Annotated in this window: 23 protein-coding genes and 1 riboswitch; all 23 genes read right to left on the reverse strand. The window is 45.6% G+C overall.

The features are described from left to right. Positions 1–6: 6 nt before the first annotated feature. The gene (locus tag QNI08_RS10130) at positions 7–657 is read right to left on the reverse strand and encodes a methionine ABC transporter permease (RefSeq protein WP_285767501.1); all 651 of its coding nucleotides are present in this window, start codon (positions 655–657) and stop codon (positions 7–9) included. A gap of 13 nt (positions 658–670) precedes the next feature. Next, positions 671–1693 carry a methionine ABC transporter ATP-binding protein gene (locus tag QNI08_RS10135; protein ID WP_285767303.1) on the reverse strand — a complete coding sequence of 341 codons (1023 nt, stop codon included), beginning with the start codon at positions 1691–1693 and terminating at the stop codon, positions 671–673. A gap of 160 nt (positions 1694–1853) precedes the next feature. Then, positions 1854–1965: riboswitch (SAM riboswitch) on the reverse strand. 131 nt (positions 1966–2096) lie between these two features. Beyond that, a complete protein-coding gene (locus QNI08_RS10140) occupies positions 2097–2564 on the reverse strand; it encodes a GNAT family N-acetyltransferase (RefSeq protein WP_285767304.1) in 468 nt (155 codons plus the stop codon). 915 nt (positions 2565–3479) lie between these two features. Further along, on the reverse strand, positions 3480–4790 hold the full coding sequence (locus QNI08_RS10145; RefSeq protein ID WP_285767305.1) for an amidohydrolase family protein: 1311 nt from the start codon (positions 4788–4790) through the stop codon (positions 3480–3482). Between the two features lie 109 nt (positions 4791–4899). After that, positions 4900–5886 carry a zinc-dependent alcohol dehydrogenase family protein gene (locus QNI08_RS10150; RefSeq protein WP_285767306.1) on the reverse strand — a complete coding sequence of 329 codons (987 nt, stop codon included), beginning with the start codon at positions 5884–5886 and terminating at the stop codon, positions 4900–4902. Between the two features lie 94 nt (positions 5887–5980). Then, entirely contained in the window at positions 5981–6772 is a 792-nt protein-coding gene (locus tag QNI08_RS10155) for an ABC transporter ATP-binding protein (protein ID WP_285767307.1), read from the reverse strand. 15 nt (positions 6773–6787) lie between these two features. Beyond that, positions 6788–7795: a FecCD family ABC transporter permease gene (locus QNI08_RS10160; RefSeq protein ID WP_285767308.1), complete on the reverse strand. Its 1008-nt coding sequence runs from the start codon at positions 7793–7795 to the stop codon at positions 6788–6790. Continuing rightward, the gene (locus tag QNI08_RS10165) at positions 7792–8796 is read right to left on the reverse strand and encodes a FecCD family ABC transporter permease (RefSeq protein WP_285767309.1); all 1005 of its coding nucleotides are present in this window, start codon (positions 8794–8796) and stop codon (positions 7792–7794) included. Before QNI08_RS10165 ends, QNI08_RS10160 begins: the two co-directional genes overlap by 4 nt. A gap of 85 nt (positions 8797–8881) precedes the next feature. Then, positions 8882–9850, reverse strand: coding sequence for an ABC transporter substrate-binding protein (locus QNI08_RS10170; protein WP_285767310.1), 969 nt, complete (start codon positions 9848–9850; stop codon positions 8882–8884). 232 nt (positions 9851–10082) lie between these two features. Next, positions 10083–11321: an MFS transporter gene (locus QNI08_RS10175; protein WP_285767502.1), complete on the reverse strand. Its 1239-nt coding sequence runs from the start codon at positions 11319–11321 to the stop codon at positions 10083–10085. 221 nt (positions 11322–11542) lie between these two features. After that, a complete protein-coding gene (locus QNI08_RS10180) occupies positions 11543–12907 on the reverse strand; it encodes an amidase (protein ID WP_285767311.1) in 1365 nt (454 codons plus the stop codon). Positions 12908–12931: 24 nt separating this feature from the next. Next, the gene (locus tag QNI08_RS10185) at positions 12932–14140 is read right to left on the reverse strand and encodes an MFS transporter (protein WP_285767312.1); all 1209 of its coding nucleotides are present in this window, start codon (positions 14138–14140) and stop codon (positions 12932–12934) included. Between the two features lie 254 nt (positions 14141–14394). Next, positions 14395–15648: a histidinol dehydrogenase gene (gene hisD / locus QNI08_RS10190; protein WP_285767313.1), complete on the reverse strand. Its 1254-nt coding sequence runs from the start codon at positions 15646–15648 to the stop codon at positions 14395–14397. 63 nt (positions 15649–15711) lie between these two features. Continuing rightward, a complete protein-coding gene (locus tag QNI08_RS10195) occupies positions 15712–16986 on the reverse strand; it encodes a nuclear transport factor 2 family protein (protein ID WP_285767314.1) in 1275 nt (424 codons plus the stop codon). A 395-nt stretch (positions 16987–17381) separates the two neighbouring features. Further along, entirely contained in the window at positions 17382–18542 is a 1161-nt protein-coding gene (locus QNI08_RS10200; protein ID WP_285767503.1) for an ester cyclase, read from the reverse strand. 129 nt (positions 18543–18671) lie between these two features. After that, entirely contained in the window at positions 18672–19871 is a 1200-nt protein-coding gene (locus tag QNI08_RS10205; protein WP_285767315.1) for an ester cyclase, read from the reverse strand. Positions 19872–19892: 21 nt separating this feature from the next. Beyond that, positions 19893–20669, reverse strand: a complete 777-nt coding sequence (locus QNI08_RS10210; RefSeq protein WP_285767316.1) for an HpcH/HpaI aldolase family protein — start codon at positions 20667–20669, stop codon at positions 19893–19895. A gap of 25 nt (positions 20670–20694) precedes the next feature. Continuing rightward, complete coding sequence (locus QNI08_RS10215) at positions 20695–21390, reverse strand: alpha/beta fold hydrolase (protein ID WP_285767317.1); 696 nt, start codon at positions 21388–21390, stop codon at positions 20695–20697. 2 nt (positions 21391–21392) lie between these two features. Beyond that, complete coding sequence (locus tag QNI08_RS10220; RefSeq protein ID WP_285767318.1) at positions 21393–22016, reverse strand: cupin domain-containing protein; 624 nt, start codon at positions 22014–22016, stop codon at positions 21393–21395. A 39-nt stretch (positions 22017–22055) separates the two neighbouring features. Continuing rightward, positions 22056–23489, reverse strand: a complete 1434-nt coding sequence (locus QNI08_RS10225) for an aldehyde dehydrogenase family protein (protein ID WP_285767319.1) — start codon at positions 23487–23489, stop codon at positions 22056–22058. A 1-nt stretch (position 23490) separates the two neighbouring features. Next, the gene (locus QNI08_RS10230; protein ID WP_285767320.1) at positions 23491–24687 is read right to left on the reverse strand and encodes an iron-containing alcohol dehydrogenase; all 1197 of its coding nucleotides are present in this window, start codon (positions 24685–24687) and stop codon (positions 23491–23493) included. Positions 24688–24721: 34 nt separating this feature from the next. After that, positions 24722–25501, reverse strand: a complete 780-nt coding sequence (locus tag QNI08_RS10235) for an SDR family NAD(P)-dependent oxidoreductase (protein WP_285767321.1) — start codon at positions 25499–25501, stop codon at positions 24722–24724. Positions 25502–25683: 182 nt separating this feature from the next. Continuing rightward, positions 25684–26715, reverse strand: coding sequence for a LacI family DNA-binding transcriptional regulator (locus QNI08_RS10240; protein ID WP_285767322.1), 1032 nt, complete (start codon positions 26713–26715; stop codon positions 25684–25686). Positions 26716–26768: the final 53 nt, after the last annotated feature.

The following is a 26768-nucleotide window of genomic DNA, read 5'->3' on the forward strand; positions in this document are numbered from 1 at the left end:
ATATGTTTATCTTCTTCTGATTTTTCTGGAAACGTAGTTCCCTGTCGATTGCAGTAATTGAACGATGATCACGAGCGCCGCTACGGTGACGATCATCGTCATCGTATCGAATCTTTGATATCCGTAAGCCAAGGCCAAGTCACCTACACCGCCAGCACCGACCGCACCTGCCATTGCCGTGGCTCCGACAAGCCCGATCGTCGCTGTCGTAAAGGTAAGGATCAGCGAACTAAGTCCCTCAGGAATCAAGAAACGATGGATGATCTGCCATGTCGTTGCCCCCATAGCCTGCGCTGCTTCGATGATTCCCTTGTCCACCTCCAGCAGGGAGTTTTCCACGAGGCGGGCAATATAAGGAGCCGCGTAAAAAACGAGCGGAACAATTGCCGCATTCGTTCCGATTGCGCTGCCTACAATCAATCTAGTTAAAGGAATGACTGCCACAAGCAATATGATGAACGGGACAGAACGCAAAATATTGATGACAGGGTTCAAGATATTAAAGACCCATTTATTATCAAGGATATGCCCCTTCCTTGTTATGACGAGCAGGATGCCTAGCGGAAGCCCGATCAGCCCGGAAAAAATCAATGAAATGGCCACCATATAAAGAGTATCCCCGAAAGCGGTCGACAGCTGTTCTGCCGTTATTTCCATCCCCCAAAGTGTATTACCCATTTACCTGCACCTCCTGGACGAGAATTCCCTCATCTTTAATATATTGATAAGCCTTGTCGACCTCTTGCTTGTCACCCGTCACTTCGATGATCAAATTCCCGAACGGCGTTTCTTGAATTTCGGAAATATTGGCGGAAAGTACACTTAAGTGAACATCATATTTTTTCGAGATCGTAGAAAGCAGCGGCGTACCCGAAGTAGTCCCAATAAAGTTAATTTTCCAAATAATCGGAATGTGCGTCCCTATGCCTTTGAGGAAGCTTTGCGGGATCTCATCATGGATCACCGTTCTCACGAAGTTTTTGGCGGTAGCGGTTTGGGGCTTGGCAAATACCTCGAACACCGACCCTTGTTCAACCACGCAGCCGTCCTCCATCACTGCCACCTTGTTGCAAATCTCCCTGATCACCGACATTTCATGAGTGATGAGCAGGATCGTGATATGGTATTCTTGATTGATTTTCTTCAAGAGCTGCAGCACCGCACTCGTTGTTTGCGGGTCCAATGCGGATGTCGCTTCATCACACAAAAGGATCGAAGGGTTGGTGGCCAATGCCCGCGCGATCCCGATCCGCTGCTTCTGACCGCCGGATAATTGTTCCGGATAGCTCCTGGCTTTGCTTGATAAGCCGACGAACTCAAGCAGCTCGCCCACCCGCTCTTTGATTTCCCTGCTCGGTGTGCCTGATAAAACCAGCGGCATCGCAATATTATCAAATACGGTCTTTGAATCAAGCAGGTTGAAATGCTGAAAGATCATCCCGATTTTCTTCTTTTCTGCCCGTAATTCCTTCGGGTTCAGTGAAGTAAGGTCCTTCCCGCCAACGATCACCTGACCTTCCGAAGGATGCTCCAGCAGGTTGACAAGCCGGATCAACGTACTTTTTCCGGCCCCGCTATAACCGACTACACCGAATATATCTCCCTTCTCGACGGTCAAATCGATTCCTTTCAAAGCTTCGACGGTCTGTTTCTTTGTTTGGTACACCTTTTTAACGCGCTGAAACTCAATCATCCTGTCTCCCCCCAAGTTGTTCTTTTTTTCGATTTCATTATCTAGAGAAGAGCTTTGGAATGAATAAACAAAAGAGGCCCCCTCCGTCATCAGACAGAAGAGGCCTCTTTTAGAAATAAAAAAGAGTAAACTCTTAATTTAATTATCTAAGAAAAGCTCCTTCTTATCTTTCAAACTTTCGTCCGTTGGAATTAGCACAGTATTTTTACAAAAGTAAAAACCCGCTGCCGAGGTATCATAGGGCCAAGTCCCTCCACATCTCTTGATAAGAAATAACGGTATATTTAATTATGTCCTTCACTATATCTTCAAATCCCGCTAAAGTCAACCACCATTTTCATCATTCTAAATATTTTAACAAGATAATAAACGAACTACTCTTTTATTATATTAAAATAATTTTTTACAAGGATTTCTTCATTCTCCATACAAGATGCCTTTCGTTTTCTTCCCTTAGCTTCACCATTCCTGACTTCGTATAAAACCGAACCGCCTGCTGATTATCCGGAGACACCCTTAACTGATATTCGGATACCCCGAACTTCCTGAAAAAGGTTTCTGCATAGCCGACCAATTCCTTGCCAAGCCCTTGGCTCCGGTATTCGGGAATGAGATAAAAAAGATTCACATAGCCTATTTCAGTCCCTTCATGCTCCCGAATTTGAAGCTCCAGCTGTCCGATTGGCCGCCGGTCCAGCTCCATGATCACCTGTCCCTCCGGAAACTGGTGCACCCTTTCCCGCATGCGTTGCAGATAGGCCTCTTCGTCACCAAAACCATCTTCCGACCCAAAGCTTACCACATACGAATCCTTCCGGAATGCAACGATTGTTTCCTTATCCTTGTCGATATCTATGGTTCGAAAGATCATTCCATCCCCCTCTTTCGTTTTGTTGGAATAATAATGACAGGTACTTGCACTCTTTATTGTTAAATAAGAGGACAATTTGTTTTCGTCCCTTGGTGAAAAAACATTTGCCATCTGCATTTAACATATTGCAAGATTGAACTTCTTAATTCTCTAAGTTTAGATACTTAATCTAAATGCGATTGTTTTTCTATTCTTATTTTGAATTTAACAACTTGGATTTCATCATTTGAAAAATGGAGAACAAAAGGAGAAAGAACATAATTGTTATTACGAGCAGATACAACATGCCCTCTGACGCCTCTAAATTGAAGCTTGCGGGATCCTTTGTAATTTCCAGCCTATAGAAATCACCTATGCTAAATGATTGAAAAGTAAAAAGAGAGTATAGCGTAATGCTAGTAAAGAATATGGTTATTATTATGAGTGAAACCATTACAGCAGAGAGTAAAGTTTTTTTATATATTTGCATATCCCATTCCTCCGTTCATATAGCAGTATGTTTTTTTATAAAATTACTTCCCTTCACTTCTTCAGTTTTCATTATATATTGCTTATATCACCCTACCAGTATTGCCCATATTTTTCTACCGTTTCCTAAATAAAAAACTTTCCCGCAAAGATAAGGATGTAAAACGAAACCATTTGCCCAATTACAAACTACTAATTCACTTGAATTTTACCCCAAATTTTTACGGTGAAATTTTCGATTTCGCTAAAAATAACATCTCTCCTTAAATATTGGTAATATAAGGATATTTAATAGTGCTTATTATTTATTTTCCTCTCTTATCAAAGAACTTAAAAACTACTAGTGTTTCACCACACTTTTTCCGCCATACGATTATTTATTCCGACCAAACCTCCCTTGCATCATTCAGTCCATTAAAAAAGAAGCTGCAAAACGCAGCTTCTTTTTTATCGTGAAAGGGTGCCTTGGAGGCGATTGGCTTCAGCAATGACTTTTTCTTCGTCGATGGTGAGGGAGACGCGGTCTTTGACGACCATTTTGCCATCGATGTATACATCACTGACATCATTTCCGCGTGCGGCATAGAGCAAGTGTGAGTAGGCTTCGCTCAGCGGCTGCAGATGTTCTTTGTCGTGAGGGTAAATCGTGATGAAGTCTGCTTTTTTACCTGCTTCGAGTGATCCGGTGTGACTCATGCCGATCGCTTCGGCGCCCATTCTGGTGGCCATGGCGAGTGCGGTTTGGGCTGGGAATTTGGTGGCGTCCTTGTAGATGCCTTTTTGCAGCAAGGCCGCGGTCCTCATTTCCTCGAACATGTCAAAGTTGTTATTGGAGGCGACGCCATCGGTTGCCACGCCCACTTTGATGCCCGCATCCAGAAGGCTGACCACATCGGCAATCCCCGAGCCGAGCTTGAGGTTGCTGATGGGGTTATGGGCCACACGGACGTCATGCTGTTTCAAGATCGACCGTTCTTCATCGTTGAGGACGACACCATGGGCCATCACGGTTGGCTGGTCGAACAGGCCTAGACGGCGAAGGTGCTCGACAGGACGGAAGCCGTAGCGTTTTTCGATGTCGAGGATTTCAAAGTCCGTTTCCGAAACGTGAATGTGCACCATCAGGTCATTTTCCTTTGCGATCCGTGCACTCTCCGAAATCGCTTCAGGGGTACAGGCATATGGGCTATGCGGGGCGACCATGGCGGTCAGGCGGCCATCGGCAAAATGCTTATACGCTTTCGAGAACTGCTCCGCTCCGCTGAGGTTCGCTTGTTGGTCCGCTTCGGTGCCCAAGCTGAAAATCGTGTAGGAGAAGGCTCCGCGCATGCCTGTTTCGCCTATTGTTTCCATGACAGCCCCTGCATCTATTCCATTGGGGTTGAACATATCCGAGAAGGTCGTCGTGCCTGATTTCATCATTTCCAGAAGGCCAAGCTGCGTGCTTACAGAGGCTATTTCTGTCGTGAATTGGGCTTCGATCGGCCAGATTTTCGTTTCTAGCCATGGCTTCAGCAGCATATCATCACCGATTCCGCGCAATAGCGTCATCACGATGTGGGAATGGGCATTCACAAGGCCTGGCATCACCCATTTCCCGCCTAGGTCGACCACTTGATCTGCATCCTTCAATTGTTCGTTTGCATGCGGACCGATGGAGGAGATCATTTGGTCCTGTACAACCATCATGCCATTTTCAAAGATTTGATTTTCCTTATCCATGGTAAAAAAAGTAGCATTCATATATATCGTTTTCATTCGTATCTCCTCCAAAGTCATATCATTGCTCAACATTCTAAACTAGTACCTTACCTGTAATCAAGTACTTCCATATTATCAGGGGTGATTGCCTTTTACCTTAGGAACCTCATTCCAAAAAAATCTTCCCTCTATTGCTGGCGGGAGTTTCGGCGACAGTGATGGCTTCCTGCACATCGCGAAGATCGTAGTGGGAATGTGGCAGCATGAGTTTCAGGCGATGATCGGCAATGAAGCCGAGCAGGCGGTCAAACGTTTCCTGCCAAGTCCGAACGGACGCCTGATGATTCCAATGCCGCAGATGGAACATCTTCACTTGAACCTTTGTTTGCTGTGAAATTTTCGCCCAATTGACGGATTGACCTGATAGCAGACCGATCGTCAGCAGAATGCCCGCAGGCTGAACACAAAATGCAAGCTCCGAGCCAGCAATGCCGCCCACCGAATCGATCGCCGCCTTCGCTCCGCGCCCATTCGTCACCTCCATCACGGCCTCGATCATGGAGGTCTTGGACGTGTCGACCACATGATCCGCACCAAGCTTCAGCAGTTCATCGGTGTAGGTATCGTTTCTCGTTACGGCAATCAGCTTGAAGCCAAGGATGTTCGCTAGCTGGGTGAAGATACGGCCAATCGAAGATCCGCAGGCATTCACGAGCAATACATCATCCGGCTTCAACGCTAACGTTTCTGTGCAGATCAACCAGGCCGTCAATGGATTGATATATAATTGTGCCGCAACATAATCCTCGATCGAATCGGGAATGACGATGGCAAGTTCGGCAGAGGTTCGTACATATTCCTGCCACGTACCTTCGCCGCGTAAAGGCAAAACTCGCTTGCCGATGAGGTCTTTCGAGACAAACGGGCCCACCTCTTCCACCACGCCGACACCTTCATAACCCGGAATTGCAGGCAAGGGAATTCTGTGGGAATAGGCGCCTCTGATGGGCAGCAGGTCAGACGGATTAATCGGACGGGTGGTCATCCGAACGAGGACTTCCCCGCCTAAAGGTTTTTGTATAGATGTATGTTCCACTTTTATCACGTTTTGCGGATTTCCGAACTCATAGAATTTTGCGCATGTGGCTTCCAATATCGTAAGTCTCCTTCACTATCAAGTTCCTTCTATTTTATCATGATGAAAAAAAATCAGGGAGATGGATATCCCCCTGATTGTGCCACACGTTTTATGGATTTTGTGCCAGCCCAATCGGAATGCATAACGGCGTTTGGTCGACAGGATTTTCGATGATGCAGCATTCCAGTCTAAAGACGTCCTTGATCATTTCTTTGGTAAACACCGTTTCAGGCGGCCCCTCTTTATAGATTTTCCCCTTCACGATGCTAATCAGATGATCGGCATATTGTGCTGCTTGATTTAAATCATGTAAAACCATGACAATCGTGCGTCCGTAGGTTTGGTTTAGATCGCGCAGTAATTCCAATATTTCGATTTGGTGTGCTAGATCAAGATACGTTGTCGGCTCGTCCAATAGTAAAAGGTCCGTTTCTTGTACCAAGGCCATCGAAATCCACGCTCTTTGCCGTTGTCCTCCAGACAAGGCATCCAGAGTCCGATCAGCGAACTCCGTCATTTTAGTTGCGGATAACGCCCGGTCGACAATGGCCTCATCCTCCGGGGTTCGTCTGGAAAATAGCCCCTTATGCGGATGCCTGCCATAATGACACAGTTCCTTAACGGTTATATCCTCAGGAGCCTCCGGAGCTTGGGGCAGGATGGCCAATTTCCTTGCCACTTCCTTGGAAGATTGAAGGGCGATCGCTTTTCCATCTAAATAGATCGTCCCTTCCTGAGGCATCAATAATCGAGCCAGGGACCGCAGGATGGTGGACTTGCCGCATCCATTGGCTCCTATGATTATACTTATTTTGCCTTCCGGGATATCTAAATCGATATCGTCGATGATTCGATTGTATCCGTAAGAGAGAGTAAGATGCTCTGCTGATAATGTTGTCATAATCGCCAGCCTTCCTTATGTTATTTTTCGTTCACGACGTAATAAATATAGAAAATACGGCACGCCGATCACCGCTGTGATAATTCCGGCGGGTATTTCGATTGGCGGGAATAATCCCCTTCCCAGGCTATCGGCAACAAGCAGAAAAATCGAACCGAAAAGAGCGGATGCAGGAAGTAATACCTTAAATTTCGATCCTACCAGTCTTCGGGCAATATGGGGGGCAATCAAACCAATGAAGCCGATGGAGCCGACTGCCGCTACACATACTCCGATCAAAATGACCGATACACCCAGTAATAGATAGCGCAGGGATTTTGATTTTTCACCGAGACCTGTAGCTATATCGTCGCCAAGGCTCAGCACATCCAATTTCGACGTCAAGGGAATCAATATCGGGACCAGAAGAAGGCATGGCAGCAAAAGGAATACTTGATCCCACCCTCTTCCCCATAAACTGCCGGTCAACCACAGCAGTGTCGTATTGACATCATCCGGGAATTTGACCATGAAATACTCTATGCCCGCTTGACATATGGAACCTAAAGCAATTCCCACCAAAGCTAACGTATTCGGCTGAGCTCCTTTTTTATAAACGAATAGCATTAAAATGGCCGCCGTGATCGCCGCTCCGATGAAGGCTGAGAGAGGCAGGATGATGATGGGTGATTGCGGAAATAACACGATTACGATAACGGCCGCCAATCCGGCCCCTTTCGTTACCCCGATCACATCGGGAGAAGCCAATGGATTCCGCAGGACTCCCTGCAAGATGGCCCCAGCCGCTGCCAATCCCGCTCCCACTATCACTGCAATTAAAATGCGTGGTATCCGGTAGTTGTGAAGAATGAATGCCTGGCTTTGCATCCCCTCTCCAAGGAGGTTTTGGATGATTTTTAAAGGGGAAATATAGATCGCCCCCAACCCGAGGCTTAGCAACGAGAGCAACAACGTGATCAAGGCAAGCAACAGGAGAATGGTACGTGGGCGCACTCTTGCTTTCACATTCCGTTTTAAAGTCATTGCTTAATATTCCTCCCTCTTCTCGCTAAATAAAGGAAGAACGGTGCACCGATAATAGCTGTTACGATTCCTACCGGCGACTCGAACGGATAGGCGATAAAACGGGCGAGAACATCTGCATATACTAACAATAAAGCCCCGAATAAGGCAGAAAAGGGAATGATCCTTCGATAGTCCCCACCCACCAGCTTTCTGGCGATATGGGGAACGATCAGTCCAACAAAGCCGACGGGTCCTGCGACGGCAACCGAGGAACCTGCCAGGATGATTACCAGGAGCCCTGCAAGAATCCGGATTCGGTGAACCTTCTGCCCAAGCCCTTGGGCCATATTTTCTCCTAAGACAAGGATGGAAACAGAGCGGGAGAGCACGGCAGCAAGACATAGCCCTAACAAGGACCATGGGAGAATCAGGTTTACATGCGTCCAGGTCTTTCCATTTATCGATCCGACTAGCCAATAGAGCACGTCTTTCGCTTGCTCATTGAAGATGATCATGCCTTGCGTCAAAGAAGATAAAAAAAAGTGAACAGCCATCCCAGCCAATGCCAGCTTCACTTGTGTCATTCCTCCTCCCGAGGCAAACGAATAAACCAACATGCCACCCACTGCTGCCCCGGCAAATGCAAGACAAACGAGCGAGGCGGATGATAGGTTGGGAAAGAAGACAAAAGCGGACACGATGAAAAATGAGGCTCCGGCGTTCACGCCAAACACCTGTGGCGAGGCTAATGAATTTCGGGTGATTGCCTGCATGAGGGCACCAGCCACCGCTAGATTTGCCCCGACGAGGGCCCCGACCAAGGCCCGGGGTAAGCGTATGGTCCTGATGATGGTTTGTTCCTTGGACGAATCCATTTCAAAAAAGGATTTCAGCACCATTGATGCATCAATATCCGCTGCCCCCACCGCAATACTGGATAAAATTCCTGATATCAACAAAACCACTCCAGCTATAGCTGTAGCATATACTTTCACTTTACCTTTACCTATAATTTCCATTTAGAGACAACACACTTCCTAACGAAATTTAAAACGATTGGAAAAAAGAAGTAAGAAACATGTTTCTTACTTCTCTGTTATTCCTTTATTTTTCATCAAGCATTTTGATCGTGTCCTTGGCGATGGCTTCTGCTGATACAACACCACGGTATCTTGTCCATAAATCACGATCGACGCTATAAACTTGCCCGTTTTTTACGGCCTTCAGATTTTTCCAAAGAGGATTATCCTTCCACTCATCAGTCAGTAGCTTGCCCTCATTGTTCGCCAGCAGCAAGACATCTGGATCAATTTCGACAAGCTGCTCCAAATTCATCTCGGCATGCGGCTGATCCTGCTGAATGGCATTCTTCAATCCAAGCCGTTCAAGTAATTCTCCATCATATGAAGAAGAAGTATGGGCTTGGAAGGAAGTATCGCGTACAACGGCTGGCAGAACCGTCATATTGGTATTGACCGTAAGCTTTGCCTTCAGGTCCTCAATCGTTTTTTCATGTTCTGTCAATCGTTTTGCAGCGGCAGCTTCCTGGTTGACTGCCTTTGCGATCGTTTTAAACGAATCCAGGTTTTCTTGATAAGTAGACTCCCGGCTTTTCAGGATAATCGTAGGGGCAATTTTTTGCAGATCTTTATAAATCCCTTTATGACGCTCGGCATCTGCAATGATTAAATCCGGCTGTAAAGAACTGATCACCTCTAAATTTGGCTGTTCACGCGTTCCTACAGAGGTATAATCGATTTCTTTTCCTACAAGTTTTGTAATCATATCTTTTTTGTTATCATCCGAAATCCCAATCGGCTCCATGCCTAAGCCATTTAAAGAATCCACGAAAGATAACTCAAGGGTAACGATTTTTTTGGGCGTATTCTTGATTTCCGTTTCCCCCATTTCGTGCTTGATGGTTCTAATGTTTTGATTCTTTGCTTCTGCAGATGTTTGATCTGCTTCTGTCGTTTTTTGGGAGGTATTGCATCCTGACAATATCATCATCATCGTGAACAACAGGATGAATATTCCTCCGCCTACTGTTCTTGCTTTCTTGGATTCCCGCATTGTTTGCACCCTTTCTGTTTTAGCAATGAAGTTATAATTGAAAATGATTATCATTATCTTGTTGTTATGATAAAGTCATGCATTACTACCGTCAACATTTCTGAAATTTTGTGAATAAAAATCATTATGGCCATTAACAACGACTGCATGCATTTAATTGCTCAGCGGCTCAAAATTAAAAAGGCAAACCCCAAGGGCTTGCCTTTTCATCGACGATGTATGCGTTATCATTTCAGCGGACGGTGATTTTCTTTTTATCAGGATCTGCTATAAAAGGATGGACCTCAGGGGAAGATTTCCCTTTTGCTGGTTTGACCTTTCCTCTGATCAGGAGCGTGGACACGATCGACAGGATGCCAATGATGAGGAAGCCAGTCGTCCTTGAAAACATTTCTATCAATATCCCGATCAGGACAGGGCCCAAAAACATCCCCCCGGAATAGAGACTTTGGAATAAGCCCAGTCTCGTGGATTGCTTGATCTCCGGTATGTTTTCAACGGCCCAGGAAGTGACGACCGTAAAGATCAAGCCGTATCCAAAGCCTTGAATGGCTTGCAGGAGGAAAAGCATTGACAGGTTTTGGGCATAAGGAATCGCTATCACGATCACCCCTTGCACTACCGCCCCTATGAATGCCGTTTTCGTTAACCCGATTCTTTTATAAAAAAAGCTGCCGCATAATGCTGCCGCTGCCCCATATATGACCAGATGCGTGTTTGCGAGCATTCCGATTATCAAGGGATTTGCGCCAAGGTCCGTTGCAACCAAAGGAGTGAACGTATCCCTCGTCGCGATGGTCACCATCAAGGCAACCGTTGCCAAGGCGGAAATGATCCAGATTTTTTTATCGGTGATTTGCTCCACCAGTATTTTCTTGTCGTATTTCGCTTTGATATCCTTTACGCTCAAATCCTTCGTGAAGCAGGTTAGTATCAACGCAAGGATCGCTGCGGCAACAGCGACCAGGAAACTGTAACGATAGCCATAGCTATTGGCCACCAACGCACCGGTCGTCGTACCCAGGATCGAGCCAATCGGCGATGCGACGCTCAATATGGCGACAGCCTTCGCAGCTTCCTTCACGCCATAATAGGAAGCGAACATGACGTTGTAAATCACCCACGTCGAGCCTGTCAGTCCATCTGAAATCTTCCCGAGGTACAGGGTTGTTGCATTCGGTATGAAAAAGGCTAACGTCCACAAGACGATCGTGACCAGCAGCCCCACCTGGATGAACAATCTCCGTTTATGCATCATGTCAGAAAGCACACCCAATGGTAGTCTGGTCAGTAAGGCGACTATCCCCGATATTCCGATTATGCTGCCGATCACCACGGAGTCGAATCCAAGTTCCTTGGCATAAGAGGAGATAAATGGGTCAAAGGCCGTAATGGTGACAAAGAACAATAAGCTAATGATAAAGAATAAAATCGTTTCTTTTCGATTGTTCAATTTATTGGTGCGGTTCATATTTTCCACCCTCTCATTCCCCTTTCATCCCTGTAGTCAGAAAAAGGCTATGTCATTAATGTTTACACATATTCCTCATATACTTTCCAAGGCGAAACTCTGCAGGGACAGCTTGTCTTGATCGTTTTGAGCCTCACTTTTTCATATGACTCATCTCTTCCATTCTTCTTTTTGTACCGTCCAGATTTTTTCTGGATGAACTGGCTAAACGATTGCTTCATTTAATTCAATTGAAGGTGCCGTTCAGAGTAAAAATTAGTCAAGGCATATTGCTCATAGGCATATCCAGCACGAAATAAGAGATCCTCCCTATTGTGATTGGCGACTAACTGTAATCCGAGTGGAATGCCCGTACCCGTAAGACCAGCAGGTATTGAGAGTACGGGGTGCCCCGTGATGTTAAATGGACTCGTGTACCGAATCAGACAATCCCCGATAGATTCGTTTACCCCGTCAATCGTCACTTCTTCTGCCTGTACGTCAGGTGTCACTATAGGCATCGCCGGGGTGATCATCACATCAATATCCGTAAAGATTCCTGAAAATCTGCGAGTCCATTCTGCTCTTATTTGCATAGCAGTCAAATAGTCAAACGCCGAAATGAGCCGACTTTTTTCGAATGTTTTTTGTGCACCTTCACTGTAAAGGTGGAAAGCAGTCTGGATTCGTTCTTGGTGAACCACTCCCACTTCAGACGTCCCAAATGTCGTTGCTATTCTTACTACATCCGTTAAAAAAGAGGTATCTACTTCTACTACGTCAGCTCCTAGATCGGTCATATTCCGGATTGCCTTTTCGTACATGCTGCGGACTTCATGATCCATCGTTTCATTGAAATAATGTGTCGGGAGACCGATCCTCAATCCTGCCAGCCCATTCAGGCATGCCCTTGTGTACGGGATGTTTGTTAGGGCTTGCATAATGATCGCTGTATCCTCAACGTTTCCTGAAATAGGCCCTGCGTGATCCAAGGTCCGCGATAGCGGGGTCATTCCCTTCATGCTAACCAAATCATAGGTGGGCTTCATGCCTACAACCCCACAACAAGCTGCTGGCACACGAATCGAGCCTGCAGTATCGGTACCGATTGAACCTAAGCAAAGGTTCGCTGCTACAGCTGCTGCTGAACCGCCACTTGATCCGCCCGCAGTCTTATCCCGATTCCATGGATTTATGACATCACCAAAAAATGGATTATGGGAGGTGATGCCAAATGCATACTCATACATGTTCGTTTTACCAAGTGAAATACTGCCCTCTTGCTCAAGCTTTGTCACGACTTCAGCATCTTCAGCCGGGATTCGCTTCCCATCGATTATTGAGCCGCTGGTTGTTAAGATCCCTTCAGTATCAATAGAATCTTTATACGAAATAGGCACGCCCAACAGGCCACTCGCTTCTCCTGCGCTCAGCTTCACTTCCGCCTTTTTTGCCTGATCTAAAGCCTTTTCTTCCGTTAGTGTAATGTAGGCATGCATGTCTGGATTTAATTCTCTTATTCTTTTTACATACCATTTTGTGATTTCCGTAGGGGAAAACTGTTTCGTTTTATATCCTTCCATTAGTTCTTTTATCGTTACGATCAATTTGCACCACCCCTTCCATTTGTATTAACCAACTTGATCGATTTCGGATACTGAGCTTTCGTCTCCGATTGTTTTCGTTTTAATGAAAAGCTTTATTACGATACCTGAAATCGCTGACAGGATTCCTATTATTATGAAACTGAAACTTCTTGAGAAAGCCTCCGTCAATATCCCCATCAAAACAGGGCCAAAAAACATTCCAAACGAAAACAAGCTTTGGAAAAAGCCCATCCTTGTAGATTGCTTATGTTCAGGAATATTCATAATGCTTAAAGACATCAATACAGTGAAATTCAATGCAAAAGCGATACCAGAAAACGCTTGCAAGCCAAAGAGCAAAAGTAAACTTGGTGCAAATGGCGTTAGAATGGCAACAGCGCATTGTAACGTTGCCCCTAGGACCGCCGTGTTCACTAAACCTGCCTTTTTATAAAAAAGGCCTCCGCATAATGCGGCAGCAATTCCTCCTGCAATTAAAAATGTATTGGATAACCAGCTTAGAGCAATCGCATCAGCACCTAAATCTCTTGCGACAAGAGGTGTAAAGGTAACTCTCATCCCAAAAGAAGCCATAAGGGCTATGATCGCCAGCAGGGATAAAAGCCATAAGTTTTTATCGGTCATTTGCTCCTTAACGATTTGCTTTATATCATGCTTTTTCTTTTTCACGAACGCCTTTTTCTCATTTAAAAGGAACGTTAAAACAAAGGCGATGGCCGCAGCAACCACGGCAACAAGAAAGGAATAGGAATATCCGTAACTTTTCGCGACAATCCCGCCGATTATCGAACCTGCCAAAGCGCCAATGTAATCTGCCAAAGTCAAGAAAGCGACAGCTTTTGCGGAATTATGAACGCCGAAATAAGAAGCAAACATCACAGTATAAAGAACCCATGTAGCTCCCGTTACACCATCCAAAAATTTCGCGAGATATAAAGTGGCAGCGTTCGGTTCCATAAAAGCGATTAACCAACCAATGATCGTAATTAAAAGCCCCACTTGAATAATCAATCTTCTTTTGTTCAATATATCCGAGAATATCCCAAGCGGAAAACGGAAAAACATGGATGCAAGCCCCGTTACTCCCATCACACTGCCTATCACTGCAGGTGAAATGCCTAAATCTTTGGCATATGATGAAATGAATGGATCGAAGGCGGAAATACTAATAAAGAAGAGTACCGTTATGATAAAAAATAATATAATATTCGATTGGAATTGGACTTTGTTCATTAGGTCACCTCATTGTTATTTTCTCCCTTTTATTTACCAAAAAAAACGAGCAGTTGCATTAGCTCGTAATTTTCGTGATGCTGATGACCTTCATTGAATGCTTTAATTAATCCCTGTCCCCTAATGAATGTCGCCGAAGAAATAGATCACCCTAGGTGGGTATCATAGACATTTGTATATTCAGGCGAAGATTGCAGACATTGCCGATTTGAATCGAGCTTGTCTACAATCCTTTTTTCATAGGTTCATATTCTTTATTTTATCCTGACCGTGGCCGATAGCTTATGCCCTTCCAATCCTTCGATTTGGGATTGGTCTTCCGCATGGGAGGCAAGGAATTGAATGCCGCGGCCTGTAATCTCCTGATGTGTCATGACCTTCACATAGCTTCCTGCCCATAATCCGCCCGTGTACCTTGCTGCCTTTTGCGTCGGCAAGGTATGGTTCGTCCCCGAGACTTTGTCCGAGAAGACGACGGAGCTGCCTTCATCGAGGAACAATGATCCATAATTATATAACCTGTCCATCAATTCACGGCTATTTTGAATATGCAGATGTAAATGCTCGATCGCATAGTCATTGCAAATATCGAGACCTTCCTGCAGGGAATCCGCCAAAATGATTTCGCCTCTTTTTTCCCATGATTCGTGAGCGGGCGATGAAGGTGAAAAGGATTTCAAAATCCGTGCGACTTCGGTTTCCGTTCCCTTGCCCACCGCCCGGGAAGTCGTGACAAGAATTGCTCGTGCATACGGATCGTGTTCTGCCTGGGCAAGCAGATCAGCCGCGATTTTAGTCGGTGATGCGGAATCGTCGGCAAATACCATGACCTCGCTCGGTCCTGCAATGAGGTCGATGCCGACCTTGCCGAATACTTGGCGCTTCGCTTCTGCGACGAAGCGGTTTCCTGGTCCAGCGATGATATCCACTTCGGGAATCGATTCCGTTCCATACGCCATCGCAGCAATTGCCTGGGCACCGCCAATGGCAAAAATGTCTGTCGCACCGGAGCGGATCAGCCCATATAAAACAGCAGGATGGATGCCGCCTTCATAATTGGCCGGACTGCAGGCAACGATTCTTTTTGCTCCGGCTACCTTGGCCGGGGCAACGACCATGGGGCCTGATGACAATAAAGGGAATCTCCCCCCTGGTACGTAAGCACCTACCTTTTCAATCGGGACGATTCGATGTCCCATCTTGATCCCTTCGCCAAAATCCTGTTCGAATGGTGTCAGACAGCTCAGCTGCGCTTTGGCGAAGTCTGAAACCCGATCCACGACCCGGTCGATCAGTACTTTCACTTCATCCGGAAGCGTTCTTATGCAGCGCTCCTGTTCCTCTTCACTTACCCGGACCGGTCGATCGGACTGTCCGAATTTCCTTTCGTATTCCTGTACGGCCGCATCTCCGCCCGCTTTTACATGCTCAATAATGGACGTTACCGTTTGTTCTACATCATGGGAAGACGTCTGCTCCAACGTCTCCGCTTGCTTCATATACTCCATCTTGTTTTCCTCCTAATCTTGTAATTGAAAGGCGGCTGCCGCACAGCCGCTAAAACCGCTAAATCACGATACGCCGGTAAAGTTCCCATCTTCCACTGCTGCTTCGGCGCTTTGCTCCGAATCCTGTTCCTTCGGCAAATGGATTTGGCGCAAAACTTCCATCCCATCAAACAATAACCATTCCTCAAGGATTTTTTCATTGCGGATTTTATAATGGCTGATCCCCGCAATATCGATGGCTTTTCCGCTTGGAGCCCCAAAATAACCTGTTCCTTCGTGCATCCCTTGGATCCTCCAGCGCACCGCTACGTCCCAGTCACCTTCCGATCCGCGTTTATTGCATGTCACCCTTTCCACAATCACTTTGCCATTCGGAACGGAGGCGAACAAACTCATGAACATTCCTTGAATTTCACTTGCCCCAATGACATCCTTATTGCAGACATAATGAACAACGGCATTTTCCTCATAATAGTCACGAACGAAGTTAAAGGAGCGCCGTGCCCAGATGCGGTTGAATACAAGCTGCATGAACTCCCCGATTTCGAATTCATCGGAGGATGGGGTGAAGACCTTTGGCGGAAGCCCCATTTCTGCTGTCTCATTAAAGCCGAATTGAATCGCTGGAGCAAGCTTCTGCGTGCTTTTGGCCATTTTTTTAGCGAACTCGACAGGATCCAGGCCAAGCTGCAAAACAAGGTGGTAGGTATCCATCACAAGCCATTCTTCATGAATCTTATTATTCAAGATCATACAGTCGGCACTTGTTCTGAACATCACTTTCTTTCCTGTTGCCGGACCGTATAAGCTATCTCCCAGATTCGTTGCGACCGAACGTCCCCGGTGCGAGGTGAAAAATCCTTCTTCATCATTCCCGGACCAGATTACACTCCAACCCAATCCTTTCCGATCGGGGAACGCATGCAAGGTTTGCAGCGTGCCTGAAATGACTTCGTTCACCCCATGACTGTTGATCAGCCCTTTATGAACGGAGACACTTGTGCTATACGTATCGTATATCAGGCCGATGTCTTTTTCCTTCCAGATTTGACGCGTGATTTTCACGATATAATCGACGATGTTATTGTATTCCGGGTCAAAACCGTTCATCCGCTGTTTCTTTTGATACATTTCTTCTATATTTATGTAATCGGAGTCATCCTTCGTATCCAGCATATTCACTTCATCAGCGTCTGCATAGAAGATGTAGTTGGGCGATCTCTTGATTGGCAGACTCGTTTTACTGGCTGCCTTTCCGTCCTTTGGTGCCACATTGACTGAACCTGCTTTTTCCTCTTTTACCGCCATTTCGATTGAACCTGAATTTTTTTCTGCCATAGTAGATAACCATCCTTTTTTGAATAGAGTAATAGTTTCCTTTCATTGAAACGTAAAATATCTAGACTTTATAAAGACTTTATTTTGCTCCACTTTCAAGCTCTCGGTGATTTCCTTACAAGTTCATCTGGTTTTTCAATTCAGTACGTCATCACAAAAATGTGATATCACCTGTTCAACCATTTTGCCCCATCAGGAATATTGCTTTGAATACGTATTCAAAATGATTGATATTATCGAATATAAACAATTTTCTAACTAATGTAAATAAAAAATTTCAAAAGTGGAAACCTCCATTACTCTCCCCCTAAAAGTAACAGAAGGCTCCTTTTCGCAGGATGATAATTTGGCGTCTGAAAGCTGCTTTAAATATGAAATCGGGAGACATGCAGCAATTAGATAATTTCATCTTCCGTATCTAAAAAGGTTTGCCGTAATACATCTATCCCATCAAATACGATCCATTCTTCAACAATTTTTTCATTGCGAACCTTTAGATGAGTGATGCCAAGGACTTCAACAGGCTTTCCGCTTGGCAAACCAAAGGTCCCGATTCCCTCATGAATACCCTGCAATCTCCATCTTACAGCAACATCCCACTCTTTATTACCTTCATTTTGGTTGCACGTAACTCTTTCCAAGATTACTTTCGCCGTTGGGAACGATGCAAATAAACTAACAAGCAATCCTTGGATTCTGTTATGCCCTACGATATCTTGATCACAAATGTAATGGACCACTGCATGATCTGCGTAAAAATCCTTTACATGATTAAATAATCGCATTTCCCAAATTTTATTGTACATATCCAAAACGAAATCTCCAATTTCGAAAAATTCATGCTTTTTAGTATATACTTCTGGCATGAATTGACCTTCCATCGGTTCAGGTCTCCCGAAACTTGCCTGTTTTTGAGATCTGGTTGCAAGTTTTTTAGCAATCTCAATCGGATTATGTCCTAATTGTTTCACTATATGAAGATAATCCCTTACAAGCCATTCTTCTACGATTCTGTTAGAATGAACAACACAATCTGCAATCACCCTGAAAGATGCCCTTTTACCTGTCGCTGGTCCAAAGCTTGTTGCTCCTAGGTTTGTCCCCAATGACATACTGCGGTGCGAGGTATAAAATGAATCTTGATCATTGCCTGACCAAATGACTTGTTCCCCCACCACCTTTCGATCTGGAAAGGAATGTTGCATTTGGATGGAACTGGACAGGACATGATTGATTCCATAATGGTTAAGTGATCCTGCATGTAAAATCGATTCATTATGGTAGTGGGAATAAATCAAGCCAAAACCATTTTCTTCCCAAATGCGGTGTGTGCATTTCACAATATAATCCACAATGTCTACATAGGTTTCCTCGAAGCCTCTCATGCTTTGTTTTCTTATTGTTTTCTTCGAATAATCGTTATAATCTGCGTAGCCTAAACGATTTACTTCCGCATTATCTCCGTAAAAAACCTTGTCATGAAGAACGATATCATTGTGTGTGCTGTTAAGCTCCCGTGATTCTTTCTTTTCCATCACCACTTTACTATCATCCACTTTTGTCAATATTCCACACATCCCCTGCATTTTTCATGCCTCTGTTTCTTGATCGGCATGGATTTGTTTTATCATTTCCAGCCCATACAGCTTTCTCATCCTTATTGTACCTTTAGATAAATTCTTAGATTAAAGAGGGGATATCCCCAAATCATCATCTGTGTTCAAGTAAATCTGTTTGAGGACATCCAATCCATCGAATGTGATCCACTCTTCGACTACTTTGCCATGCATTACTCGCAGCTGGGTGATCCCAAGAATCTCGACCGATTTCCAACTAGGTTGACCGAAATAGCCTATTCCTTCATGTAATCCTTGGACACGCCATCTTACAGATACATCCCAAGCATCAAGATCATCTATCGGATTGCAAGTCACACGGTCTATCAAGAACTTAGCATTCGGAAAGGATGCAAATAGGCTAACGAGCATCCCTTGAATTTGATCGTAGCCAACGAGATCTTTATCACAAATATAATGGACAACTGCTTGATCGGCGTAATAGTCATGTAGTTGATTAAACAAACGCCATTCCCAAATCTTATTGTACATATCCAAAATGAACTCCCCGATATCGAATTGAGAGGATTTTGGTTCATACAAGGCCGGCATCAATTGGCCATTCATCGTCTCGCTTAAACCATAGTTCAGTTGCAAGGAAGATGAGATGCCCTTTGAATTCCTTGCCAGGCTTTTTGCTATCTCATGAGGGTCGAGACCAAGTTGCTCCACAATATGAAGATTATCCCTCACTAACCACTCCTCATAGATCCGGTTCGAGTGTACGGCACAATCGACAGTGGTCCTAAAATTCACCCTTTTAGCTGTCGCAGCTCCAAAAGTCGAGTCTCCTAAATTCGTTGCAGTCGAATTAATTCGGTGGGAGGAATAAAAGCCCTCTTTATCGTTTCCAGACCAAACAACGTTTCCTCCTATTAATCTCCTGTCTGGGAAAGCATGTAATGTTTGCAGGGTATTGGAGATGACGGCATTCAATCCTTGAAGATTTACAGACCCGCAGTGCATGGTGACATTATTATGGTACGTTTTATAAATAACACCAATGCCCCGTTCTTCCCAAATTTGGTGCGTGATTTTCATGATGTAATCGACTATGTCCAAATACTGTGGATCAAAACCTTCCATGCTTTGCTTTCGATTCAGGTTTTTCCTATACTCATTGAAATCATGAAAGCCCAACCTATTAACTTCTTCACTATTTCCATAATGGATTTTCCCGTTTTTGGAATTTGCTATCTTCCTTGTTACAGCTGATTGTACTGAATCTTTTCCCTCGTTCACATCGATGGTTTCAATAGATTTAGTCATCTTATTGACTCCTCTTGAGTTTCATTTAATAGATTGTACTGGCTTGACGGCAGAGATTACATCGGATAACGCAGCGGTAATCACATTATTCAATATCACCCCAACATATTGTGCACCTTTGGCGAATGCCGCATTAGCCGCAGCGCCGGTTCCAGCAACGGTACCGATCGGCACATCCAGCTCCTTCGCTTTTTCGTAAAGTCCATTAATGACCTGCTGCACCTCGGGATGACTTGCCCCCTCCAAGGAATGGCCCATGCTTACGGAGAGGTCGGTGGAGCCGATGAAGGCCAAATCGATTCCCGGAACCGTGGCAATATCTTCGAAGTTGCTGGCCGCAGCTTTCGTTTCAATGTGCACAATTATCATAACATTTTCATTACTTTCATCTAAATATCGTTTTCCACTTTCTTTTCCGTAGCGTGCAGGCCTCGTCGAATATGATACCCCCCTATTTCCATCTGGAGGGAATTTGGCTTTGCTTACGACATCGAGCGCCGCTTCCTTAGTATTGACCATCGGGACCTGTATTCCCTTCGCTCCGCGATCCAAGGCCTTTTGAATGCTCGAGGGGTCATAGGAAACCCGGACGATCGGGACAAGCCCGCATGAATCTGCCGTACGGATGATATTCTCAAGCTCGGTCGGACTGAAGGCGCCATGCTCATCATCAATTACGATAAAATCAAAGCCGGCATAGCCGAGCATTTCGACCAATGGCGGTGAATGAATGCCAAGGAATGCTCCAAGGACCTGCTCGCCATTTGTTATTTTTTCCTTTACGGCGTTCTTCATCATCTTCCCGCTCCTTTCGCAATACGAATTACTTCATTAACCAATCCCTCAATAGGGAGCTAACTTTTCCTGGCTGTTCCAACGTAATTAAATGACCTGAATGGTTTACGATTTCCAGACTTGCTTCGGGGATATTTTTTTGCAGGAATTCAGACATATGAACAGGACATACCGCGTCTTCCCTGCCTACTAAAATCACGGTCGGGCACTGAATGTCGGAAAGGATGGGACGTTGATCAGAGCGCGTCATCACCGCTTTCAGCTGATTGATGTACCCTTTAGGCCCGACTTTATTTGCCATATCGATAATTTTTGAAACCAATGCTTCATCACTTCTCCGGTCTGGATGGATTAACACCGGCAGCAGATGGTTTCGTGTAATATCAAGGAATTGGCCATTATTGGCCATCTCGATGAACCTCCCCCAACCTGAGATTTGTTCAGGCTGGGGAGGGCTTGGATTCGTATCAAGCAGCGCCAGCTTTATGACCCGCTCGGGTGCAAGGCGCATGATTTCTAGAGAGATGATGCCGCCCAATGATAGACCTGCCAGGGCAAACCGGTCAGGTGCTTCTTTCAATACCGACTTTGCCAGGCCCTCGATCGTATCTGCTTTTGTCACATCACATACCCTCACATCTGCCATGTCCGAAAGGTTCACTGATTCCCATAAACGTTCATCACAAAGCGTGCCCGGAAGCAGCATGAGCGGTACTTTTTTCATGTTTATTTCTCACCCATTTTCAATTTATCTGCGATTTCCTTTTCAAGATCCTTGAAGTTATCCGGTTTAATCATTTTTCCTAACTCATTGGCGTGGAAGCCATGTTTAGCTGCCTCTTTAATCACCTTTGGCGACCAGTATGGATCTTTCCCATCAAATACTTCATGCTGCTCCAAGACAGCAAAGATCCAGGCATCTTCTTCACTGATGTTTTCGAAGCCTCTCCATAAACCTGGCGGCAATGAAATCAAGTCCCACTGCTCAATGATCGTTTCGCCATCAATTTCATCCGGTCCCTTTCCCCAGTAAAAACGCCATTTGCCTGATAGAGGAAGGAAGGATTCAATGTAATCATGCGTATGGTATGCCGGGCCATTGCCTTTTTGCGCTTTGACCATACCGATTTGAAACCCGTGCGGCTCGGTGATTTCCGGTGTGAAGCTATCATTTTCACTTGCTGTATCGCCAATCAATGTATAGTTGATGCGCTGATGTCCTGGAATGATGCTGTCAATGAACATGAGCGGAATGCCTTTTGCCTTCATTTGATCGAACCGGACGATCCAGTTGTTTTCCATTTCCTCATTCGTTACCGCTTTTTTCACTCTTGGTTCTTGTACTGTCATGTTAATTTCCCCTTCCATATTCGTTATTTTTTTATTCGTTTATAAGGTAAATACGGCAAGCTTCAATTCCGTCATTTCTTCAACGGAATACTTGACCCCTTCCTTGCCCGTGCCGCTGTTCTTCACACCGCCATATGGCATATGGTCAACCCTGAAGGATGGGATGTCATTCACGATGACACCGCCGACTTCAAGCCGTTCAACGGCATCGAAGGCTTTTGGCATGGAGGTCGTATACACCCCTGCCTGGAGGCCGTATAATGAATCATTCACAAGGCCGATGGCTTCATCCCAAGTTTTGTAGGCGTTCACTGACACGATCGGTGCAAAGGCTTCTTGGCAGCTCAATGCTTGTTCCGGCTTGGCATTCTTGATGATGGTGGGGTGAAGGACTGCGCCTGTCCTTGTTCCGCCATAGATGATTTCAGTTCCTTCCGCCCTGGCCGTTTCAATCCACCCCTCGACGCGTTTTGCTTCATTGATATGGATCAAAGCGGATAGGTCGGTAGCTTCAGACTCCGGATCGCCAAATGTAAGCTTCTTTGTTCTTTCGATAAACTTTTGCAAAAATGCTTCATGTAAATCTTCTTGAACGTAAATTCGCTGAACCGAGATGCATACCTGACCTGAATAAGCAAAGGATCCTTCCACACAGCGCGCGGCAACGGCATCCAGGTCTTCGACACTGTCAATGATGACGCTTGAGTTGGAGCCAAGTTCCAGTGTCACCTTCTTCAAGCCGGCCTTTTCTTTGATGCCTAAACCGACATCCACACTCCCTGTAAACGTAACCATTTTGATTCTTGGGTCAGTGACCAACACATCACCGATGATGCTCCCTTTACCCGTGACGACATTGAGCGCCCCTTTCGGCAGGCCTGCTTTTTCAAAGATTTCCGCTGCCATGATCGCACTTAGCGGCGTTTGTGACGCCGGCTTCAATATGACCGCATTACCTGCGGCAAACGCAGGGCCAAGTTTATGTGCAGCCAAATTGAACGGAAAATTAAAGGGTGTGATGGCAGCAATGACACCAAGCGGCTCACGTTTCGTATAAGCAAAACGACCTTTCCCGTTTTTGGCGGCATCCATCGGGATCGTTTCACCGTGAAGCCGTTTTGCCTCTTCCGCCGCGAACTTATAGGTCTCGATCGTGCGAAGAATTTCCCCTCTTGCAGCCTTTAAAGGCTTGGCATTCTCTCGTGTAAGGATTAGTGCGCATTCCTCAAGCCTCTCCTGGAATAGTGCTGCTGCTCTCTCCAAAATGGCTGAACGCTCAAGGGCAGTTAGCCTTCTCATTTCCTTGGCACCGCGTTCGGCACATGCTATCGCGCTTAAAACGGCTTCTTTTCCTGCCAAAGGGATTTGGGCAATCACCTTTCCGGAATAAGGAGACAGTAAATTGTAATGATCCTTCCCGTCCTTCCACTCGCCGCCGATGAATAATTTCTTTTTCGTATCGGTACCAATCAACTTACTTTGCCTCCCGTCCTTTAAACGCGCTTTGATAGATTCCGAGAATCTTTTGTTCATTCAAATGATAAGGGGTGTTCGATAGCAGGCGATCGATTTTTGCTGCCTGCTTTGCCATCAACGGCAATGAATCCTCTTCTATGCCAAGCTCCGCTAACGTATGCGGCAGATCAAGGTCGTCCAGAAGCTGATGCATATAATCGACCACTGCCTTTAATGCTTGATTTGGTTGTGTCTTGAAATCGCCCAGCTGTAAAAAGGACGCGACCTCCACCATTTCCCTTGTGCATGTCTTGCCGATCACTTCGAACACATAAGGCATTAGGAGGGCGTTCGAGACTCCATGCTCAATATGGAATGTACCGCCTAACGGATAGGCGAGTGCATGAACCGCCCCAACCCCCGCGTTGGCAAGGGCCACACCGGCAAGCGAGCTTACCCAGCTCATCCCAATCCGTGCCTCCAAGTCCCTTCCATTGTGAACAGCTTTTGCGATGTTCGAGTTGAATAGCTTCATGGCCCTTTCCGAATAAACCTTGGTGAGCGGCGTCGCTTTGATGGCGATATACGATTCAATCGCATGTGTGAATGCATCCACCCCTGATGCCGCGGTTACCCGTGGCGGGCAGGAAATGGTCAGCTCCGGATCGATGATGGCTGCATCCGGAAGGAATACCGGACTGACGATCCCTCTTTTGACCTGTTGCTCTTCATCGCCAAAAATGGCATTCATCGTCACTTCCGAACCTGTTCCTGAGGTTGTCGGCAGAAGGATGCATCTCACCGTTCGCGATTCGATCGTTTCCTCGCCACTTAAATATGGGGCCAAATTGACTTTTCCGCATAATGCCGCTGTTGCTTTGGCCACATCCAGCGCACTGCCCCCGCCAATCCCGATGATCAAGTCGCAATTTTCGGCTTGAAGCGTTTCTACGGCATCCTGCAATAGCTGAAACGTTGGCTCGCCGGCAATGTTCGTATATGTGACGCTTGGCACGGATAGCGGTTCGATAAGATCGACCACACGTTGGACGACTCCCACCCTTTCAAGCCCTTTGTCACTAACGATCGCCACCTTCTTGGCCCCTAACGTTTCAATTTCTTTCACTAACGTCGCAAATGCCCCGGCACCGAACCGGAAAACGGCAGGCATTCGAAAATCGCGGATACTATGATGTCCATTTTGATTAACTGACATGTCTCATCCTCCTTTGAATACGTATTCAAAAAACTCACCAGACCGTCCAACCTCCATCAATCACCAAGGTTTGGCCTGTCATCATATCGGAGCTTTGCGATGCCAGGTAAAGCACGCCGCCGAAAAGGTCTTCCGTTTTGGCAAGCCTGCCTAGAGGGATCCTGCCCAATACTTCGCGTTTGAAGGCTTCATCCTCAAACATCTGCTTGGTCATCGGTGTCTCTATGAAGGTTGGCGCTATGGCATTGACATTGATTTGATGCGGCGCCCACTCTATTGCCAGCGCTTTCGTAAGCTGGGTGATCCCTCCCTTGCTGGAGGAATAAGCTGCCCGCTTGTAATAGCCGACAAATGCCATTTGCGAGGACATATTGATGATTTTCCCTTTTTTCTGGTCGATCATATACTTTCCTGCTGCCTGGCTCGTGAAGAACACACTTTTTAAATTGATGTCCAGCACCTTATCCCAATCTTCGGGTATCAGCTCTTCTGCTGGCTTTGCCACGTTGATGCCGGCATTGTTTATTAAAATGTCCATCTTGCCGAAATGCCTGTATATTCCTTCCATTACCTGTGCGGTGTCCTCGACCTCCGTTAAATCAAAAGGAACGGGTAACACCTTCACACCGATTCGTTCAATTTCATGTGCAGCTTGTTCGAGCTGCTCTTTATTGCGGGCAATTAGAGCGATATGTGCTCCCGCATGCGCCAGGGTTTTTGCCAAGTCTTTGCCGATTCCCTTGCTTGCACCTGTAATGACCGCTACTTTACCATGTAAATTAAATAATTGATTGATTTCCAATCTATCACCCATCTTCACCTCATGGAGGCGTATTTTGCGAATTCCGGAATAAAGCGATTGCTTTTGAATACGTATTCAAAAATGGGATGTCATGTTTTTTTGATTACAAATAAAAATATATACAACTTTCTGACTTTTGTAAATAGTAAAATTATTATTTTTTAAATGATGGAGGCCCGCCCCAAAACCGGTCATTACACTCCAGCTTGTTTCGGGGCTGGCCCTGTTGTACGGCGGACCATCAATTCAGGCTCCAGGAAAATTTGGACCGATTCAACTGCTTCTTTCTTATGTTCAATCAAATAAATCAGTTTTTCCAAAGCCGCCAGCGACATTTGATCCATTTTTTGCGAGATGGTGGTCAGCCCGATGAATTCATTGGAGGCGAGCCTTATATCATCAAACCCGACAACGGACAAATCATCCGGTATTTTCAAATCAAGGCTGGAGGCTGCCCCCAATACGGCGAGGGCCATTTGATCGGATGCGGCTATGATTGCGGTTGGCCTGTCCTTTTTCATCAACACTTTCTTCGTAAATGAATAAATCTCATCATAGGAAAAATTACTATTGAAAATCAAATCCTCATCGATTTCAAATCCATTGTCCTTCAGCTCCTGTTTATAGCCCATCGTTCGCTCATAGGTCGCTAAGTACTTGGAAGGCCCGGATATTTTCGCGATTTTTTCATGTCCCAATTCCAGCAGGTGCTGGACCGCGAGCCTCGCGCCTTTATTATTGTCCAGGACGATGAAGTTCACATCTTCAATATCCAGGGAGCTATTATATAATAATACTGGAAATCCATTATTATGTAATTTCTTGATTTTTTCAGTATAGTTTTTACTTACGCTGGTAAGGATGATTCCGTCCACTCGCTTGCCGATCAGCAAATTGATCGCCTGCTCCAGATTCTCATCTTTGTGCCCGGTATTGTATACGATGACATCGTATTTCAATTCCTGGGCCCTCTCGATGATGACCTCGGCCGTTTCGGCAAAGAATGGGTTGGAAATACTCCCCAATATCAGCCCAATGGACTTCGTCCTTTTTTCAACAAGGCTCCGGGCAATTTCGTCCCTTGTGAACCCCAGTTCCTCGATGACAGCAAGGACCTTTTCACGGGTATGCTTCTTGATGTACGGATAATCATTCAGCACCCTTGAAACCGTTGATTGTGATACACCGGCAATTCTTGCCACATCTTCCGTCGTCAATCTCTTCATACTTATTTAATCCTTTCTACGCATAGGATTTGTTATCCTAGAAAACTAAAACA

The organism is Peribacillus folii, from assembly GCF_030271255.1.
Taxonomy (GTDB): Bacteria; Bacillota; Bacilli; order Bacillales; family DSM-1321; genus Peribacillus.

Excerpts from the sequence above, each read along its gene's own strand:
- QNI08_RS10130 (WP_285767501.1), bottom strand. The coding sequence starts at position 657 with ATGGAAATAACGGCAGAACAGCTGTCGACCGCTTTCGGGGATACTCTT.
- QNI08_RS10135 (WP_285767303.1), bottom strand. The coding sequence starts at position 1,693 with ATGATTGAGTTTCAGCGCGTTAAAAAGGTGTACCAAACAAAGAAACAG.
- QNI08_RS10140 (WP_285767304.1), bottom strand. The coding sequence starts at position 2,564 with ATGATCTTTCGAACCATAGATATCGACAAGGATAAGGAAACAATCGTT.
- QNI08_RS10145 (WP_285767305.1), bottom strand. The coding sequence starts at position 4,790 with ATGAAAACGATATATATGAATGCTACTTTTTTTACCATGGATAAGGAA.
- QNI08_RS10155 (WP_285767307.1), bottom strand. The coding sequence starts at position 6,772 with ATGACAACATTATCAGCAGAGCATCTTACTCTCTCTTACGGATACAAT.
- QNI08_RS10160 (WP_285767308.1), bottom strand. The coding sequence starts at position 7,795 with ATGACTTTAAAACGGAATGTGAAAGCAAGAGTGCGCCCACGTACCATT.
- QNI08_RS10165 (WP_285767309.1), bottom strand. The coding sequence starts at position 8,796 with ATGGAAATTATAGGTAAAGGTAAAGTGAAAGTATATGCTACAGCTATA.
- QNI08_RS10170 (WP_285767310.1), bottom strand. The coding sequence starts at position 9,850 with ATGCGGGAATCCAAGAAAGCAAGAACAGTAGGCGGAGGAATATTCATC.
- QNI08_RS10175 (WP_285767502.1), bottom strand. The coding sequence starts at position 11,321 with ATGAACCGCACCAATAAATTGAACAATCGAAAAGAAACGATTTTATTC.
- QNI08_RS10185 (WP_285767312.1), bottom strand. The coding sequence starts at position 14,140 with ATGAACAAAGTCCAATTCCAATCGAATATTATATTATTTTTTATCATA.
- hisD (WP_285767313.1), bottom strand. The coding sequence starts at position 15,648 with ATGGAGTATATGAAGCAAGCGGAGACGTTGGAGCAGACGTCTTCCCAT.
- QNI08_RS10195 (WP_285767314.1), bottom strand. The coding sequence starts at position 16,986 with ATGGCAGAAAAAAATTCAGGTTCAATCGAAATGGCGGTAAAAGAGGAA.
- QNI08_RS10205 (WP_285767315.1), bottom strand. The coding sequence starts at position 19,871 with ATGACTAAATCTATTGAAACCATCGATGTGAACGAGGGAAAAGATTCA.
- QNI08_RS10210 (WP_285767316.1), bottom strand. The coding sequence starts at position 20,669 with ATGATGAAGAACGCCGTAAAGGAAAAAATAACAAATGGCGAGCAGGTC.
- QNI08_RS10215 (WP_285767317.1), bottom strand. The coding sequence starts at position 21,390 with ATGAAAAAAGTACCGCTCATGCTGCTTCCGGGCACGCTTTGTGATGAA.
- QNI08_RS10220 (WP_285767318.1), bottom strand. The coding sequence starts at position 22,016 with ATGACAGTACAAGAACCAAGAGTGAAAAAAGCGGTAACGAATGAGGAA.
- QNI08_RS10230 (WP_285767320.1), bottom strand. The coding sequence starts at position 24,687 with ATGTCAGTTAATCAAAATGGACATCATAGTATCCGCGATTTTCGAATG.
- QNI08_RS10235 (WP_285767321.1), bottom strand. The coding sequence starts at position 25,501 with ATGGGTGATAGATTGGAAATCAATCAATTATTTAATTTACATGGTAAA.
- QNI08_RS10240 (WP_285767322.1), bottom strand. The coding sequence starts at position 26,715 with ATGAAGAGATTGACGACGGAAGATGTGGCAAGAATTGCCGGTGTATCA.